Here is a 15,536-nt window from a genome sequence, read left to right as displayed (position 1 = left end):
TTGTGGGTTTTTGTTGCCATGGCTTTGCGGTGGCAATTGGGGTGTATTTACCGCAAGCATCCTCCACTTTAAATCAAATGAGTGTGGGGTCGGTGAATTTGCCGGTCACATTCGGTTTGATTTTAATTATGTATTCACCTTTGGCCAAGGTAGATTATGCAGCTTTGCCACAAGTGTTTCAGGATAAACGCACCTTGGTTTTATCTTTGGTACAAAACTGGCTGATTGCACCATGCTTGATGTTTGGGCTTACGATTATCTTTCTGCAAAATTCCGGAATATATGACCGGATTGATTTTGATTGGCTTAGCGTGTTGTATTGCCATGGTTTTGGTCTGGAACAATCTGGCCTGTGGTGACAACCAATATGTCGCGGCATTGGTGGCATTTAATAGCATCTTCCAGGATTCTGTTCTTTAGTATCTATGCATGAGTATTTATGCATGGCTGTTTTTAAATTACTTGCCACCATATTCTGGTGTGGCAGGGCAAGTGAGAGCGAGATTGTCAAAGTTGTTGAAGTTGCAGCTGGAACTTTTGTAATTCGGAAATTTTGCTCTCAATATGTTTTAAATGTTCGTCGATGACGTTATTCACCACGCAGTAGTCTTGATCTGGTTTTTGTTCCAGCTCAATCAGCAATTCAATTTCCTTTAACGACATATCCAGTACCCGACAACGCTTAATAAAAATCAGCCGTTTCAGGGTTTCATCATCATAATAAAGATAATTATTGTCTGCTTGAGAACTGGGTTGGATCAGCTGCTTTTTTTCATAAAAACGAATGTCATCGATACACAGACGAGTTTTCTCTGCCAGAAACTTATTTAAATATTTTTACTGTTTTAATGACTTGAAATTGGATTTACTGCATCGTTTTGAATAAAAAGAATACAATGATTTTATCAATGAAGTCACAGAAGCTGATGCAAATGGTATGTACTTGCGATCATGAACCTGCTCCTCAAAAGCCAAATGGAAAATTCCGTACAGCCTTGTGGATTGCACTGATCCTTAATCTGCTTTTGTTTGTGATTGAGCTGATTGGGGGAGCTTATGCACATTCCTCGGCACTCTGGGCAGATGCTCTGGACTTCTTTGGTGATGTAATGAGCTATGGTATTTCACTTGCTGTTATGGGGATAAGCTTGTATTGGCGTGCGACTGTAGCCTTACTGAAAGGAATAGTCATGGCTACATTTGGCTTTATCGTAATTGGTAAAATAGTCTACGCCTATGTGCAAGGAATTCCCCCTGAAGCGATGACCATGGGGGTCATTGGTGTGCTCGCATTAATTGCTAATCTTGTTTCAGCTTCATTGCTCTATGCTTTTAGACATGGGGATGCCAACATGCGTTCAGTCTGGCTATGTAGCCGTAATGATGCGATTGGTAATACAGCCGTTATTCTTGCTGCTGTGGGAGTCTTTGGAACTGGCAGCTTGATTCCAGATTTAATAGTGGCTTTGGTGATTTCTATTTTAGCGCTAACAAGTGGTTATCAGGTAATTAAAAGGGCACTGCGGGAGCGCAAAGAGCATCAGTCTGTAACAATGTAGATCATGAAATTTTTATAACAAGCTGCCTAAGAGCAGTTTTTTTTATAAGAATTAAAATCATTTATAACCAAAAATACATATTAAAATTCACATAATATTTACCACTTTACAAATAAAAACATTTTGATAGAATTCAAATTAAATATAAGTAATGTAAATATTTTCTCAAAATAAATTGGATATTTTAGAAATTTTTAGTAGAGGGTTTAGTGAAATTAATTAAATTTTTAGTCGTGGGTGCGGTGTTGTTGATCACGGGGTGTAGCGCGAAAGTGGTGACCTATGATGCAACGGGGAAAGTCATCGGTTCTTGCAAAGCCACTTCTGGTTTTATATTGGGTGCTCGCGCAATTTGTTACGGTAGCGCTAATTCTGAAGGTGTGGATTATTCAAAGATTGATCAACAGTCAGGATTGTTACCACTACCACCTAAATCATCGAAAATTATACTTTCAGATAATTAATCACTTTTTAAAAAATTGTATAGTAGGGGAAATATGATGAAAATTTCTAGCTTAGTCGCATTGGCTTGCGCTGTATTGATGACAGGTTGTGCTTCAACAGTAACCACCTTTGATTCGAATGGACGAATGATTGGTTCATGTAAAGCAGAACGTGGTTTTGTAATTGGTGGTGGTGCAGGTTGTACTGGGCAGGCGAACCAAGAAGGTAAAGGCAAATAATTAAATCGAGAGATTTAAAAAAACCGAGCTATTTAGCTCGGTTTTTTGATTCGGTGTTATTAGAAATAACACAGCATCTTATTTTTCAACGAATGCACGTTCAATCACGTAGTCGCCAAGAACACCCATTTTTGGAGATTCTTTTAGACCATGTTGATCAAGCAAAGCAACAACGTCATCTAGGAATGCCGGGCTACCACACAACATTGCGCGGTCTGTTTCTGGGTTGAAACGCGGTAAACCAATTTTTTCAAACAGTTGACCAGATTCAATTGCAGTGGTTACACGACCTTGAGTGTGGAATTCTTCACGAGTAACAGTTGGGTAATAAATCAATTTGTCTTTAATACCCAGTTCTTCAAAGAATTCATGGTTCGGAAGTTCGTTTAGAATCAAGTCTTGGTAAGCCAATTCAGAGATGAAGCGCGTACCGTGAACCACGATTACTTTTTCAAAGCGTTCATAGGTTTCTGGGTCACGAATTGTTGACAAGAACGGTGCAAGACCCGTACCTGAAGAAAGAAGGTACAAGTTTTTACCTGGGTTTAAGTCGTCAAGAACCAGAGTTCCTGTCGGTTTGCGTGATACTAAAATATCATCACCAACTTTTACTTTTTGTAAAATAGAAGTTAAAGGACCATCTGGCACTTTAATAGAGAAAAACTCTAACTCTTCTTCATAGTTAGCGCTAGCAATAGAATAAGCACGCATTAAAGGCTTACCATTTACTTCCAGTCCAATCATCACAAATTGACCATTTTTAAAACGTAGCGCAGTGTCACGAGTGGTTTTAAAACTGAATAATGTGTCATTCCAGTGGTGTACGTGAGTAATCTTTTCGACGTTGAAAGCAGCCATTAAAGGTCTCAATAAATTATCAGATTAGAACAGCTTACTATTCTAATCTAAAAACATTCTCGATAAACTGAATATATTTAATTGACCTTATCAGAAAAAGTGATTATGAATGAGCTTAAAGTGCCAATAATCGGGTATATGAATTCTCCCTATCGTGAAAAATTTGGCATCCCTAGACAACCGAATTTGGTTCAGGTCGAATCGTATATTGAAATGCTGGAACCTTATAATGATTTGCTTGCATTTGAAGGTATCAATGAATTCAGTCACTTGTGGTTGATTTGGCAGTTTCATGACAATAAGAATCAACAAGATAATCCAAAATTTCGCCCACAAGTCCGTCCACCGCGTTTAGGCGGGAATCAGAAAATAGGCGTGTTTGCGACACGTAGTATGTACCGTCCTGCACCCATGGGTTTGTCTGTGGTTCAACTCAAAGAAGTGAAAAAAGTCGGTAAGTCGGTTCGGGTTTATGTCACAGGCAGTGATTTGTTGAATGGCACACCCATTATAGATATCAAGCCTTATATTCAATATTCAGATGCAGTGCAGGATGCAAAAAGTGGTTATGCACAGAATGAGCCTGAACGAATGACGGTTATTTGGACAGAAAGTGCAGAGCAACAAAAGCAAGATTTAATTAGAGATCAAAAGTTAAATCGTCGAATTGTGAATGAATTGGAACAGGTGTTATCGCTTGATCCAAGACCAGCTTATCAAAATGATCCTGAGCGGATTTATAAGATGAATTTTGCCGATTTTGATGTGAGCTTTTCTGTAAACATGGACAATATTACAGTCATTGGGCTTGATCAACTTGAAATTTAGTGCTGTACCATCCACCAAAGCACACCAATTAAAACGGCCATATGCAGAATTTGCACCGGTGCAAAATAAAGTGCAAATTTTAATCCACCGCTGATGGCTGCATTAATGGATTTAGAAACCGCATGAGCGCCCAAACCTAGCATCATTGCATACAGTAAGCTGGTGTTTGTAGGTTCACCTTGAATAACTACTGCGGCCGCAGCGGCATGAATTTCAAACAGTGAAGCCAAGAGTGTACCTGCAATTAAACCAGAGTCACCGAGTAAAAGCTCCAAGCCATATACGCCAGCCTGAATGACCGTTAACGTCCCGGCAATAATCGCTGCTTCTTTTAAGCTAAACATCGGACTATCTTCAGGTTCTATTTCTTCGACTGGTTCTGCGTTACGTAAAAGCCAGTAAGCACAAAGCGCTAAAATAGCCATGGCGATTAGCGAGGGAAATATCAGCAGCTTTAACCAAGTTAAAGAGACACCTCCTACAACAATGAATAATAGAACTAAAGTTGAAATACAGGACATCAGTGCTGCACCGGCATTTGATTGAGCATCGACACCTTCATTGCGTACTTGCATGCCTAAATGCGCAATCGTTGCGGTACTGGATACAAATCCAGAGGCAATGGAAGAAAGAATGAGCGCTTTTTTTGTTGAAAGTAAGCGTTTAGCAATATGTGCCAATGCTTGCACGACAAGAATCAAAGTGAGCAATTTTAAAATAATATGTGGGTTGAGAACTGTGCCCCATAAAGGGGTATTTGGAGTAAGCGGGAGGCCAATTAAAATCAGGGCCAGTAAAAATAAACCATCTTTAAATTCTGCTTCGGTGATCCATTTTCCTGCAAAACCATGGATGGAATGTTTCATCATTAAAATAAAGGTAAGCACTACGGATAAGCTTGCAGCCAGGGTGACATTCCAGATACACATTGCCCCAATAAAATAGGTCATCACGAATGCCAGTTCAGTGGTTACACCCGGGTCTTTTAACTGATTTTTAAGCGAAAAAATACTAATTGCACCGACACTGATTGCGCCTACGACCCCAAAAACAGGTCCAAAGATAAAGCATAGTGCACCAAGTAATGCACAGATCACAAATGAGCGAACACCGGCAAAACTATGCTGATTTTCACGTTGCTTACTGCGTTCACGTTCTAAACCAATCAGCAAACCACAGCCTAATGCCGCTGCCATAATCATCAGCAGTTCTTGAAATGATGTGCTTTGCAGTGACAGATTAAGCATGTTATTCACAGGGTTCATCCAATAGCCGAAGTATGAAAAAGGGGGTGTTTAATTAATCAGCACCTTTAGCATTATTCGCTATAAATGAATGAAAGTAAAAGCGTAATAGTTGCCAAAAATAGTTATAGTTTTTATTTGAATGACTGATGAGAAAGGAATCAGTTTTCGGAAATGGCAGCGCTACTGTTTTTCTAAAGGTGATTGAAGTCAGATGAAATTTAGTTTGCTATAGTGTGTTTATGTTTTGGGGCTTAGAACAATGAATTTTAATTTTGAAATGGACACGTCTTGGTGTCTGGAACAACTACAAAAAGATGGACGTATTACCGAGCGCAATAAGCTACTGATACAAACCACACACCGCCAACGTGAACAACTGAAATGGCATCCATTACAATGGATTGCACATTTTAATTTAGTCGATCTATCTCATCTGCAATCCACATTGACCTTAAACCGTTTATGTCAGTGGATTGCAGAAAAAGCCAAGATCCCTTTTTATATTATTGATCCTTTGAAGGCTGATGTCGGTGCTTTAACCAATATCATGTCGCAAGAGTTTGCATTTCGAAATAAGATTTTGGCGGTTGAAATTCAGGCAGATAAAGTCCTGATTGCAACCGATCAACCTTTTAAAACAGAATGGGTGGCCAATCTTGAACATACGATTGCACCACGAAAAATTCAGCGTGTGTTATTAAGCCCGGATCAACTACAGCGCTATTTGGTGGAATATTATCAAGTCAGTCGCGCGGTTAACTCATCGCAAAAATCCAGTGCTTATGATCGTGATAACAAAGGTGTGGAAGCGCTTTTACAATTGGGCGATACGCAAAACCCGGATGCCAATGATCAGCACATTGTGAAACTGGTAGATTGGGTGTTGCAGTTTGCCTTTGAGCAAGGGGCAAGTGATATTCATCTGGAACCGCGTAAAGACACGGGGAAAGTGCGTTTTCGAATTGATGGGGTGTTGCATACCATTTATAAAATGCCGGCCAATACACTAACCGCCGTGATTTCGCGCATCAAAATTTTAGGTCGCATGAATGTTGCAGAAAAGCGTAAACCGCAAGATGGACGTTTAAAAACCCGTACTCCAAAAGGACAAGAAACCGAGTTGCGTTTATCGACTTTGCCGACGGCTTTCGGTGAAAAATTGGTGATGCGTATTTTTGACCCGGAAGTGTTGGTACGTAGTTTTCAACAACTGGGTTTTGAAGGCGGCTTACTCAATGATTGGCAAGCTTTAACGGCACATAGCCACGGCATTATTCTGGTGACAGGTCCGACCGGTTCGGGGAAAACGACCACGCTATATTCTTCACTGAAACAGCTGGCCACAGAAGAAGTCAATGTTTGTACCATTGAAGACCCCATTGAGATGCTTGAACCGAGCTTTAACCAGATGCAGGTCAATCAGGGCATTGATTTAGGTTTCGCTGATGGCGTGCGCGCTTTAATGCGTCAGGATCCAGACATTATTATGGTCGGGGAGATTCGTGATCAGGATACTGCCAATATGGCGATTCAAGCTGCGCTAACAGGTCATTTGGTATTATCCACTTTACATACCAACGATGCGCCATCGAGTTTGACCCGTCTACACGATTTGGGCGTACAACCATTTTTAACTGCCGCTACGATTTTAGGGGTATTGGCACAACGTCTGGTGCGAAAACTTTGTCCGCATTGTAAAACAGAAACCTTTATCAATGAGCAAGAATGGAAGCATTTGACCTACGACTTTACGATAGAGATGCCAAATTTTGTGTACCAAGCGGTCGGTTGTGAAGAGTGCCGACATACCGGCTATAAAGGGCGTGTCGGCATCTATGAATTTATGCCTTTAAGTTTAGAGACCAAACAACTGATCAGTGCAAATGCCAATTTGAATGAATTGCGTCAACAAGCCAAGAAAGAGGACGTTGAACCGCTGCGTATTGCCGGTGCACGTAAAGTTCTGGACGGACTGACCACTTTGGAAGAAGTTTTGCGGGTGGTTCCTTTGAATTAAGGATTTTTTTTGAAAATTTTGAAAATGAAAAAATCTTAAGATTCACCTCATCTTGATTTGTTTTAATAGCTTCATCGAAATGATCAACAAAAAGATGAGGGCTTCAACATGAACATGATCTCTAAAGCAACTTTAATTACAGGTCTGGTGGGTGCAACTACATTTGCCATTGCCAATACTGCCGTGAATCAAGCTGCCATTGCACCACAAACGACTACGACGGTTAAACATGCCTTAACTTTAAAAGATGATACCAAGGTACAGCTCAAAGGTTATGTAGTTAAAGCGGTCGGTGATGAAAAATACCAATTCCGTGATAACACTGGCACGATTACGGTCGATATTGATGACGAATTATGGCAGGGTAAACCTGTAAATGCCAAAACCCCTGTGACCATCACTGGTGAAGTCGACATTGATTACAAACCTGCGAAACGTGTTGAAATTGATGTAGATGCGGTTAGATTCTAATTCAGTTGATTCACTGCATAGCCGATCAATTGAAATAAAGCTATAAGGAGGAAGTTGTCTATCTCCTTTTATATTTCTCTTAAAACCACATGCATTATTCATGTGGTTTTTTTGAATCAAGCGATTTTTAAAGCATGCTATCTTAAAAGTAGAAAATGCCTCATATATGAGAACAACACATGCGAATCTTACTGGCAGAAGATGATGCTTCCCAAGCAGAAAGCATCAAAACATGGTTAGAAATGGATGGCTACAATATTGACTGGGTCGAGCGTGGCGATCACGCCATTTTAGCCATTGAGCAGCATCAGTATGATTGTGTCTTGCTTGATCGTGGTCTACCGAAAGCCACTGGGGACGAGATTCTCAAAACTTTACGAACGCAGCAGCAACAAACCCCCGTGATTTTTATTACCGCGCGGGACAGTATTCATGACCGGGTCGAAGGTCTGGATTTGGGTGCCAATGATTATCTGGTCAAGCCTTTTAGTCTGGAAGAACTTTCCGCACGTGTACGTTCGCAATTACGACAGCATCAAAGCAGTGCCGGGCAAGATTTACGTTATGCAAATCTGGTGTTAGACCCGCAGGCCAAAACATTGATTCAAGATGGTCAAACCGTAAATTTAACCGCCAAGGAATTTCAGATTTTGCATAAACTGATGCAAAAGCCTGAACATGTGATCACGCGTGAGCAACTGGAAGAATCACTCTATGCTTGGGGCGATGAAATAGAAAGTAATGCCATAGAAGTGTTTATCTATCAGTTACGTAAAAAAATAGGCAGCCAATATATCAAAACCATTCGTGGTTTGGGCTATCGCATGAGTCAAGATTAATATGTCACACGCCGTGTCTCTACAAAGCAAACTGATCAAGACATCATTACTGAGTTCAATAGTAGCTGGGGTAATGGCATTGCTGCTTTTTATGGGGATTTCCCTGTATCAGACCATGCAAGTGCAAGATCAGCTCATGGATGAAATTGCCGATATGCTGTTGATCTCGGATGTGACAAATAACTCAGGACAACAGGTCGATGAACTCAGCGATGAATTTGACATTCAATACCAACTCAAAGATCAGCAGCAGGTTCTCACTGAATCAAAAAATTTCCAATTCGAAAATCAATCTTCAAAACTGAACACCAACGCATCGGAAGGCTACGATTTCATTTGGCAAGATCAGCAATTGTGGCGCACATATACGGCTGAAGATGCTGAACTGAATGTGTCAGTCTTGGTATTGCAACCCATCGGACAGCGTTTTAAAGATTTGGCTCAAAATGTCATGGGCTATGGACTGATTTTAATTTTGCTCTGGTTCATTCAATGGCTGATTTTACATTTTGCGGTAAAACGTCAATTCAAAGTGATTCATCAATTGTCCAAACAAATTTCGGGAAAAAATGCCGATGATCTCGCTCCGATTCAGCAGCAAAAACCTGAATTAAAAGAATTACAACCAATGGTTTGGCAACTGAATCAACTCTTACAACGACTGCAAAAATCTTTAGTGGCAGAGCAACGCTTTACAGCGGATGCCTCACATGAATTACGTTCACCTTTATCCGCCATTCAAATGCGTTTACAGGTACTAAAACGTAAATATCCAGAACTGGATCAGGACTTGGTCAGCATCCAAAATGATGTCAGTCGTGGCACACAAGTTTTAGAAAACCTACTTTTACTTGCACGACTAGATCCGACTAATACCAGTCAATTGCCTAAAACTGAAATTGATTTGCAGCTTGTGGTGAAGGATGTCATTCAAGCTTTACAGCCTTTTGCAGTAGAAAAAAATATTCAGATCCAGACTCGGCTTTTGCCTCAACTTTCTATTTTGGCCAATGAAAAACTGATTTTCAGTTGTGTACGAAACCTGATTGATAATGCGATTCGCTATGCAGAGCAGGGTGGGAGTGTGTTTATTGATCTGCAACAGAAGCATCAACAGATCATTGTGACGATTGAAGATGACGGGCAAGGTGTCACAGATGAAGTGCTACAACGCTTGGGTGAACGCTTTTATCGCGCTTTGGGAACCAAAACTCAAGGTTCAGGTTTAGGGCTTTCGATCTGTCAGAAAATTATGGAGTTGCATGCAGGGGAAATTCATTTCTCTCAATCTGCGCATGGTGGATTAAAAGTCGAGCTGCAATTTCCACTCAATCTCCACAGCTAAAAAGCAGTATGTTTGCACACATACTGCTGGTTTCCACGAATATTATTATTGGCTTGTTACTATTTTATTTGGTTAGAATCAGTTTTATTTGGTCAGAATGAGTCGATTGTTACGGGTTAAACGTAAACGATATTCTTCTCCTGCATGCATGATTCGAATTTCTCGACCAAGGGAAAACAGGTTGTTTGAGTGCAACATCGGTAATGAGTGGGCTACATCATTATTACGTGTAAACAGGCTAAATGGTGCGTTCATTCCTTCGACTCCGTGGTATATAGTGAACGATTTAAATGATAATCATTATCGAATAGACCTGTCAATGAATTATTTAAGATTTTATAAAAAACTTAAATTTGCTTACACTCTGTAATATTTTCACGCAAAGGAGTACGGCATGTCGAAACCCACGATTCACGTTGCAATTGCAATATTATTGCATCAGGACAAGGTACTTGTAGGTTGGCGTGAAGCAAAACAGCATCAGGGAAATAAACATGAATTTCCAGGCGGCAAAGTTGAACAAGGGGAAAGTCCTTTAGCAGCCTGTCGCCGTGAAATTTATGAAGAAGTTGGAATAGGTTTACAGGACTGGCATGCTTTTGATGTGATTCGGCATGAATATGACGATGTGATCGTGAATTTGCATTTATTTCAGGCCATCGTACCGAGCGCTTTATTGAATGAAATTCAACAGCCATGGACATGGTATAGCCGTGATGAATTGCTGAATTTAAATTTTCCCAAAGCCAATCAAGTCATGATCAAGCGCTTGTATTGGGCACATCAGATTAAAATTTCAGATCGGTTAGATACATTAAACCAATTAAAACTGGATCAACTGATGTATTGGCGTGTTGAGGGGACTCAAGCCCAGATCATTGAAATTTCCGGCTTAAGTGTTGAGCAATTGTCCAAGCTGATCGTGAATATTGATCTTTACCAACAGTTAAATTCAATTCAACAACAAGCCATTTCAGCCATTCATTTAAAGCAGTCACAAGTGATGTCTTTAATGCAAGGCGATTTAATCATGGGCAAACGCTATATTGCAGCCTGTCATGATTTAGTCTCGATGAAACAGGCACAGAAAATGGGTTGTGATGCCATTCTATTGAGTCCAGTGTTGGCTACAGAAACGCATCCAGAAGCTCGGGCATTGGGATGGGAACAGTTTAAGAATTTAGCTGCACAAGTCGAAATTCCTGTTTTTGCTTTAGGCGGAATGCAAGCCGGTGATCTGATGATGGCTCAAGAGCAGGGTGCTTATGGAATTGCAGGGATTCGATTTTTATAAAAAATAGAATAAAAGGATGTATTGCGCTGTGAATGGTTCAGTTTGATACATCCAAAATTTTATAAGGCTTTTAGTGCTTTTTGCGCTTGCTGAATGGTTTTTTGATCTTTTTGCTGTTGTGCAGCTTTTAAAATGACCAGCCAAAGTTGCTTTTTCATGGCATTACTTTGCGCATAACTCAGTCCACGCTGTGCTAAAGCTTCCGCATTTGCAAGCTTATTTTTTTTATTGGCCACCAAAGCCAAATACAAAAAAGTCTCGGCAGATTGTGGTGCCAAGCGCTGTGCCTGAAGTGCAGCAGCCTCTGCCTGATTCCATTGCCCTTGTTGATATGCTTGTTGGGTTTTTTGCATTAATTTTTTGAAGGCAGGAAGTTCACGACCATCATCAAATTGCTGCGTGCTTCTTTGCTCAGGAACGACTACCTGCATTTTTTTACGTTGAATTTCTTCGCGGTCATAAGGCGTAATGACCACACCAGAAGGGCTTTTAATTTCCTTCTTTTCAGAAGATACAGGTTTCGCCGGTTCCTTGGTCTCAGGGGCTGGCAGGCTTTGACAGCCGACCAATCCAACTAAGCCTAGACCAAGTACCCAATGTTTATAAATGTTGAATTGAACATTCATTATGAATTTTCACCATTAATTATCATAGCTACCGCTTGAAATGACCTGACTATTATTCGTAGAGTCACTTGGCATTTCAGTTTCACTTTCACGAATAGAGTTTTCGATACTATCGTTTTCTGCGGGTGCAGCCTGATTGCTTTCAGTGTCAGAATTGTAACCCGGCTCGACTTGGTAATGCGGTAAACCACATGCTGTGGCTTGGCGTGGCACATTAGTACGGAGTAATGGAATATACATGGCGCCTTCACACCCTTGTGCAGATAAATAGCCAGTGGTGCGGTCAATCCAATGCCATTGTACATTTTCAGTTTGGCGTAAGTTTACAGGTTTTTGACGCAGTTGCTTCATGACATTGGTCCAAACAGGAAGGGCACCTGAAGAACCGGTTAAGCCAGTAACTTTATTGTCATCCAGACCCAACCACACCACACTTAAATAATTACCCGAATAACCTGCAAACCACGAGTCACGCGTATCATTGGTGGTTCCCGATTTCCCCGCCAGTTTTAAACTGGTTGGTAATGCGCTATAAGCCGAACGACCTGTACCCGAACTCATCACTTGTTGTAAGCCGTAATTCAAAATATAAGCGGCAGAAGGGTCAATGGTTTTTTGAACGGTCAGACCATAACGATCCAGTAAACGTCCGTTTGCATCCACCACAGAACGAATGGATTTGATTGGGTATTTAAATCCGCCCGTTGCAAAGTTGCTATAAATGCTCATCACTTCCATAGGCGACATATCAACTGCACCCAGGAAGATAGAAGGATAAGTTGGAATATCCGAAGTCACGCCAAATTTTTTCAGGTGATTACTGAAAGTTGAAAGCCCAAATTCCTGACCTAAACGCACTGCTGAAAGGTTATAGGAATTTGCCAAAGCTTCTGCCATTGGAACAACCCCATGATCACCGCCACTATAGTTTTTAGGTGTCCAGCTTTTTCCTTCACTAACAATGTTTAGAGAACTATCTTCAATTGGGCTTGCCCAGTTGTAACGTCCGGATTCAATGGCACTTAAATAGATGACAGGTTTGAGTAAAGAACCCACTTGACGTTTGGCGTCTAATGCACGGTTAAAACCGGTAAAATCCTGTGTGGAACCCACCGCTGCAACCAGTTCACCATTTTCAGGATGAGAAATTAAAACCGCACCTTGCAAATCTTTTAAACGTTTAGGATTGGCATTGGCTAAACCAGAAACAGATGCTTTAAATGCCTCTTGTACTTTGGTTTGGGCAATAGGATCAAGTGTGGTGAAAATTCTTAAACCTTGATTGGTCAAATCACCTTCTTGATATTCGGTACGCAGTTGTCGACGCACAATATCCAGAAAATCAGGGAAGCGGGCAGGACCCAAGGTTGGTTTTGCAATGACATTGAGTGGTCGAGCCACTTCTTGTTTAAATTGATCCTGAGTCAGATAACCCATCACCAGCATATTGTTTAAAACAATATCACGACGTCTTTTTGCACCTTCTGGATTTCTCCAAGGGTTAAACAACGTTGGTCCTTGAACTAAACCGACCAAATAGGCTTGTTGAGCCGTATTTAATTCACTCAGTGGTAAACCAAAGTAAAATTGTGAAGCCAGACCATAACCATTAATTGAGTAATTACCATTTTGACCCAGATTAACTTCATTTAGATAAGCTTCTAAAATTTCATCTTTATCATAATGAAGCTCAATTAACAGTGCCATCAAGGCTTCATTCACTTTACGTTTTAAGGTTTTTTCTGGACTTAAATAAAAGTTTTTAACCAATTGTTGGGTTAGCGTTGAACCACCTTGACGCTTGCCACCGGTGACGTTACTGACTAAAGCACGTGCTGTACCGCGGACTGAAACCCCATGATGATGATAGAAGTTACGGTCTTCTGTCGCGATGAGTGCTTCAATTAAAGGTTTAGGGACTTTGTCGAGTTTAATCAGGACACGGTCTTCATTGTGTTGTGGGTAAATACCGCCAATCAATAAAGGTTCTAAACGAGCGATACCGGTAGATGAAGGTTTTGTCGCACTGACTTCACCCACTTGATCATTGTTAAAGGTGACTTTTAACACCTGTTCAGGTTCTGCGCTATCGCCGAAGTCGAAACCACGTGTATGCACATACAGTGCATCACCTGAGGTAACGTAACTTCCTGATTTGGTATAGCTATCAGAATTTTTATAGCCGAGTAATTTCAGCTCTTGAGTAAAGTCTGTTTGATTAACCGGGGCATTGGTATAGATTTCCAAAGGACGAGCAAATACTTTCGCCGGAATATCCCAGCGTTGTCCTTCAAATTTATTCCGTACAATATTGTCCATTCGGATTAAATAGGCGCTAAAAGCCAAGAAAGCACCAATGACTAATATTGAAAAAATAAGCGCTAGTAAACCGATACCACGTTCAGACTTCATCAATTAATATAAGATCCTGATTAATTGTGCTAATCATGCGAAGCTTTTCATTTTTTTGCAATAATTAATCTGTGAATGAAGATGAAATATTGCGATAAAAAGCCAGGAATATTTGTAATTAGTTATTGATTTTATAAAAGATGTTATTTTTACAGCTTCGTCTTTTTTTGAAGATATTGGGTCGATTTTAGAACACATTTTTAGATCTGATGTATTGAGTAGCATTGTAGATCTCAAGATGCTGCTTTTAAAATGTGATCTTTATCATAAAAAATCAATATTATTTAAATTTGCAGAGACGTTTGCTGTAGTTGGTATATAGATGGGATACAAATCGTTGTTTAGTCACTCATTCATCTATATAGAGTGCTACATGAAACTTTAAAGTTTTTTAAAATGAATAGGGTTAATGCTATGATATGCAGGAATCGTAGCGGAGCGATGACTCAGGTGCAAATTTCACATAAGACTTTTCGAAACATTGGATTAATAGGGCGTCCAGATAAATCCTCCGTTGTTGAAACTTTAAGTCTCATTCATGATCATCTTTTAAGTTTAGGGCTGCATCCTGTTTTTGATGCTCAAACAGCAGAGCTGGTTCCTTATCCCAATACGCAAACCGTCAGTCGTGCTTTACTGGGTGAAGTGGTTGATTTGGTGATTGTGGTCGGTGGCGATGGCTCTTTATTGCATGCTGCACGCGCACTGGTAAAACATAATACCCCTGTCATTGGCGTGAACCGGGGTCGTTTGGGCTTTTTAACAGACATTAAGCCGACCGAAGTTATATTCAAGCTTGATCAAGTGCTCAAAGGTGAGTTTCAGTTGGATCGCCGTTTCTTGCTAGAAATGGAAATTCGTTCCAAAGGTGAAAGTATTTATGATGCCATTGCTTTGAATGATGTGGTTTTACATTCGGGCAGGTCGGTTCATATGATTGACTTCGAACTGAATATTGATGGTCAATATGTCTATCGTCAGCATAGTGATGGTCTGATTGTCTCTACACCAACCGGTTCTACGGCATATGCTTTATCGGGTGGTGGACCCATTGTTCATCCTGGTATGGATGCCATTTCTTTAGTGCCGATGCACCCGCATACCTTGTCTTCACGTCCTATTGTGGTCGGTGGGCATAGTGAGATTAAGATTATGATTCGTGAAAATCGCGTGTTGCCGATGGTCAGTGCCGATGGTCAACATAGTGTTTCACTCAATGTTGGTGATAGTTTACATATCCGTAAACATCCATTTAAATTGAATTTACTTCATCCACCAGGTTATGACTTCTATATGGCATGCCGTACCAAACTTGGTTGGAATCAAGATTTTGACTATTTACAACAGCAGGATTAAA

At 40.5% G+C, this 15,536-nt stretch carries 15 protein-coding genes and 2 pseudogenes; 11 read left to right on the top strand and 6 right to left on the bottom strand.

Annotation, left to right across the window (positions count from 1 at the left end):
• Nucleotides 1-18: 18 nt before the first annotated feature.
• A pseudogene (locus tag B9T23_RS13105) lies at nt 19-495 on the top strand (arsenic resistance protein); the annotation flags it as partial.
• A gap of 15 nt (nt 496-510) precedes the next feature.
• Here B9T23_RS13105 and B9T23_RS13100 read toward each other — a convergent pair.
• Nucleotides 511-819 (bottom strand): annotated as a pseudogene (locus B9T23_RS13100) (MerR family DNA-binding protein); the annotation flags it as partial.
• A 113-nt stretch (nt 820-932) separates the two neighbouring features.
• On the opposite strand from B9T23_RS13100, the gene B9T23_RS13095 reads away from it, so the two are divergent.
• The 3 genes from B9T23_RS13095 (at nt 933) to B9T23_RS13085 (ending at nt 2,242) form a co-directional block, all read left to right on the top strand.
• A complete protein-coding gene (locus tag B9T23_RS13095; protein ID WP_086194439.1) occupies nt 933-1,559 on the top strand; it encodes a cation transporter in 627 nt (208 codons plus the stop codon).
• Between the two features lie 209 nt (nt 1,560-1,768).
• Nucleotides 1,769-2,023: a hypothetical protein gene (locus B9T23_RS13090; protein ID WP_086194418.1), complete on the top strand. Its 255-nt coding sequence runs from the start codon at nt 1,769-1,771 to the stop codon at nt 2,021-2,023.
• 36 nt (nt 2,024-2,059) lie between these two features.
• A complete protein-coding gene (locus B9T23_RS13085) occupies nt 2,060-2,242 on the top strand; it encodes a hypothetical protein (RefSeq protein ID WP_067724335.1) in 183 nt (60 codons plus the stop codon).
• A gap of 78 nt (nt 2,243-2,320) precedes the next feature.
• Here the strand turns inward: B9T23_RS13085 and B9T23_RS13080 are convergent, their stop codons facing one another.
• A complete protein-coding gene (locus B9T23_RS13080; protein WP_067724336.1) occupies nt 2,321-3,100 on the bottom strand; it encodes a ferredoxin--NADP reductase in 780 nt (259 codons plus the stop codon).
• A 105-nt stretch (nt 3,101-3,205) separates the two neighbouring features.
• On the opposite strand from B9T23_RS13080, the gene tsaA reads away from it, so the two are divergent.
• Nucleotides 3,206-3,928, top strand: a complete 723-nt coding sequence (gene tsaA / locus B9T23_RS13075) for a tRNA (N6-threonylcarbamoyladenosine(37)-N6)-methyltransferase TrmO (protein ID WP_086194438.1) — start codon at nt 3,206-3,208, stop codon at nt 3,926-3,928.
• On the opposite strand, the gene B9T23_RS13070 is transcribed toward tsaA, so the two are convergent.
• Nucleotides 3,925-5,175 (bottom strand): MgtC/SapB family protein, encoded by a 1,251-nt coding sequence (locus B9T23_RS13070; RefSeq protein WP_086194417.1) that lies wholly within the window; start codon nt 5,173-5,175, stop codon nt 3,925-3,927. The two genes, tsaA and B9T23_RS13070, sit on opposite strands and share 4 nt — an antisense overlap.
• Nucleotides 5,176-5,434: 259 nt before the next feature.
• Here B9T23_RS13070 and B9T23_RS13065 point away from each other — a divergent pair, with 259 nt between their 5' ends.
• From B9T23_RS13065 to B9T23_RS13050, 4 genes are all read left to right on the top strand, one after another.
• On the top strand, nt 5,435-7,192 hold the full coding sequence (locus B9T23_RS13065) for a GspE/PulE family protein (RefSeq protein WP_086194416.1): 1,758 nt from the start codon (nt 5,435-5,437) through the stop codon (nt 7,190-7,192).
• Between the two features lie 108 nt (nt 7,193-7,300).
• Nucleotides 7,301-7,663: a NirD/YgiW/YdeI family stress tolerance protein gene (locus B9T23_RS13060; RefSeq protein ID WP_086194415.1), complete on the top strand. Its 363-nt coding sequence runs from the start codon at nt 7,301-7,303 to the stop codon at nt 7,661-7,663.
• A 179-nt stretch (nt 7,664-7,842) separates the two neighbouring features.
• Nucleotides 7,843-8,502, top strand: a complete 660-nt coding sequence (locus B9T23_RS13055) for a response regulator transcription factor (protein WP_086194414.1) — start codon at nt 7,843-7,845, stop codon at nt 8,500-8,502.
• Nucleotide 8,503: 1 nt separating this feature from the next.
• On the top strand, nt 8,504-9,847 hold the full coding sequence (locus tag B9T23_RS13050; RefSeq protein WP_086194413.1) for a sensor histidine kinase: 1,344 nt from the start codon (nt 8,504-8,506) through the stop codon (nt 9,845-9,847).
• Between the two features lie 84 nt (nt 9,848-9,931).
• Here B9T23_RS13050 and hemP read toward each other — a convergent pair whose 3' ends face one another.
• Nucleotides 9,932-10,102 (bottom strand): hemin uptake protein HemP, encoded by a 171-nt coding sequence (gene hemP / locus B9T23_RS13045; protein ID WP_081406229.1) that lies wholly within the window; start codon nt 10,100-10,102, stop codon nt 9,932-9,934.
• A gap of 139 nt (nt 10,103-10,241) precedes the next feature.
• Here hemP and B9T23_RS13040 point away from each other — a divergent pair, with 139 nt between their 5' ends.
• The gene (locus tag B9T23_RS13040; protein ID WP_086194412.1) at nt 10,242-11,141 is read left to right on the top strand and encodes a thiamine phosphate synthase; all 900 of its coding nucleotides are present in this window, start codon (nt 10,242-10,244) and stop codon (nt 11,139-11,141) included.
• Between the two features lie 59 nt (nt 11,142-11,200).
• Here B9T23_RS13040 and B9T23_RS13035 read toward each other — a convergent pair whose 3' ends face one another.
• Together B9T23_RS13035 and mrcB are read right to left on the bottom strand one after the other, a co-directional pair.
• Nucleotides 11,201-11,767, bottom strand: coding sequence for a hypothetical protein (locus B9T23_RS13035; RefSeq protein WP_086194411.1), 567 nt, complete (start codon nt 11,765-11,767; stop codon nt 11,201-11,203).
• A 15-nt stretch (nt 11,768-11,782) separates the two neighbouring features.
• Entirely contained in the window at nt 11,783-14,179 is a 2,397-nt protein-coding gene (mrcB, locus tag B9T23_RS13030) for a penicillin-binding protein 1B (RefSeq protein ID WP_086194410.1), read from the bottom strand.
• 414 nt (nt 14,180-14,593) lie between these two features.
• On the opposite strand from mrcB, the gene B9T23_RS13025 reads away from it, so the two are divergent.
• Nucleotides 14,594-15,535, top strand: a complete 942-nt coding sequence (locus B9T23_RS13025; RefSeq protein ID WP_086194409.1) for an NAD(+) kinase — start codon at nt 14,594-14,596, stop codon at nt 15,533-15,535.
• The last annotated feature ends 1 nt before the right edge of the window (nt 15,536 follow it).

This window comes from Acinetobacter terrae (genome assembly GCF_002135195.1).
Lineage (GTDB): Bacteria > Pseudomonadota > Gammaproteobacteria > Pseudomonadales > Moraxellaceae > Acinetobacter > Acinetobacter terrae.
This window is presented reverse-complemented; position numbering and strand designations above follow the sequence as displayed.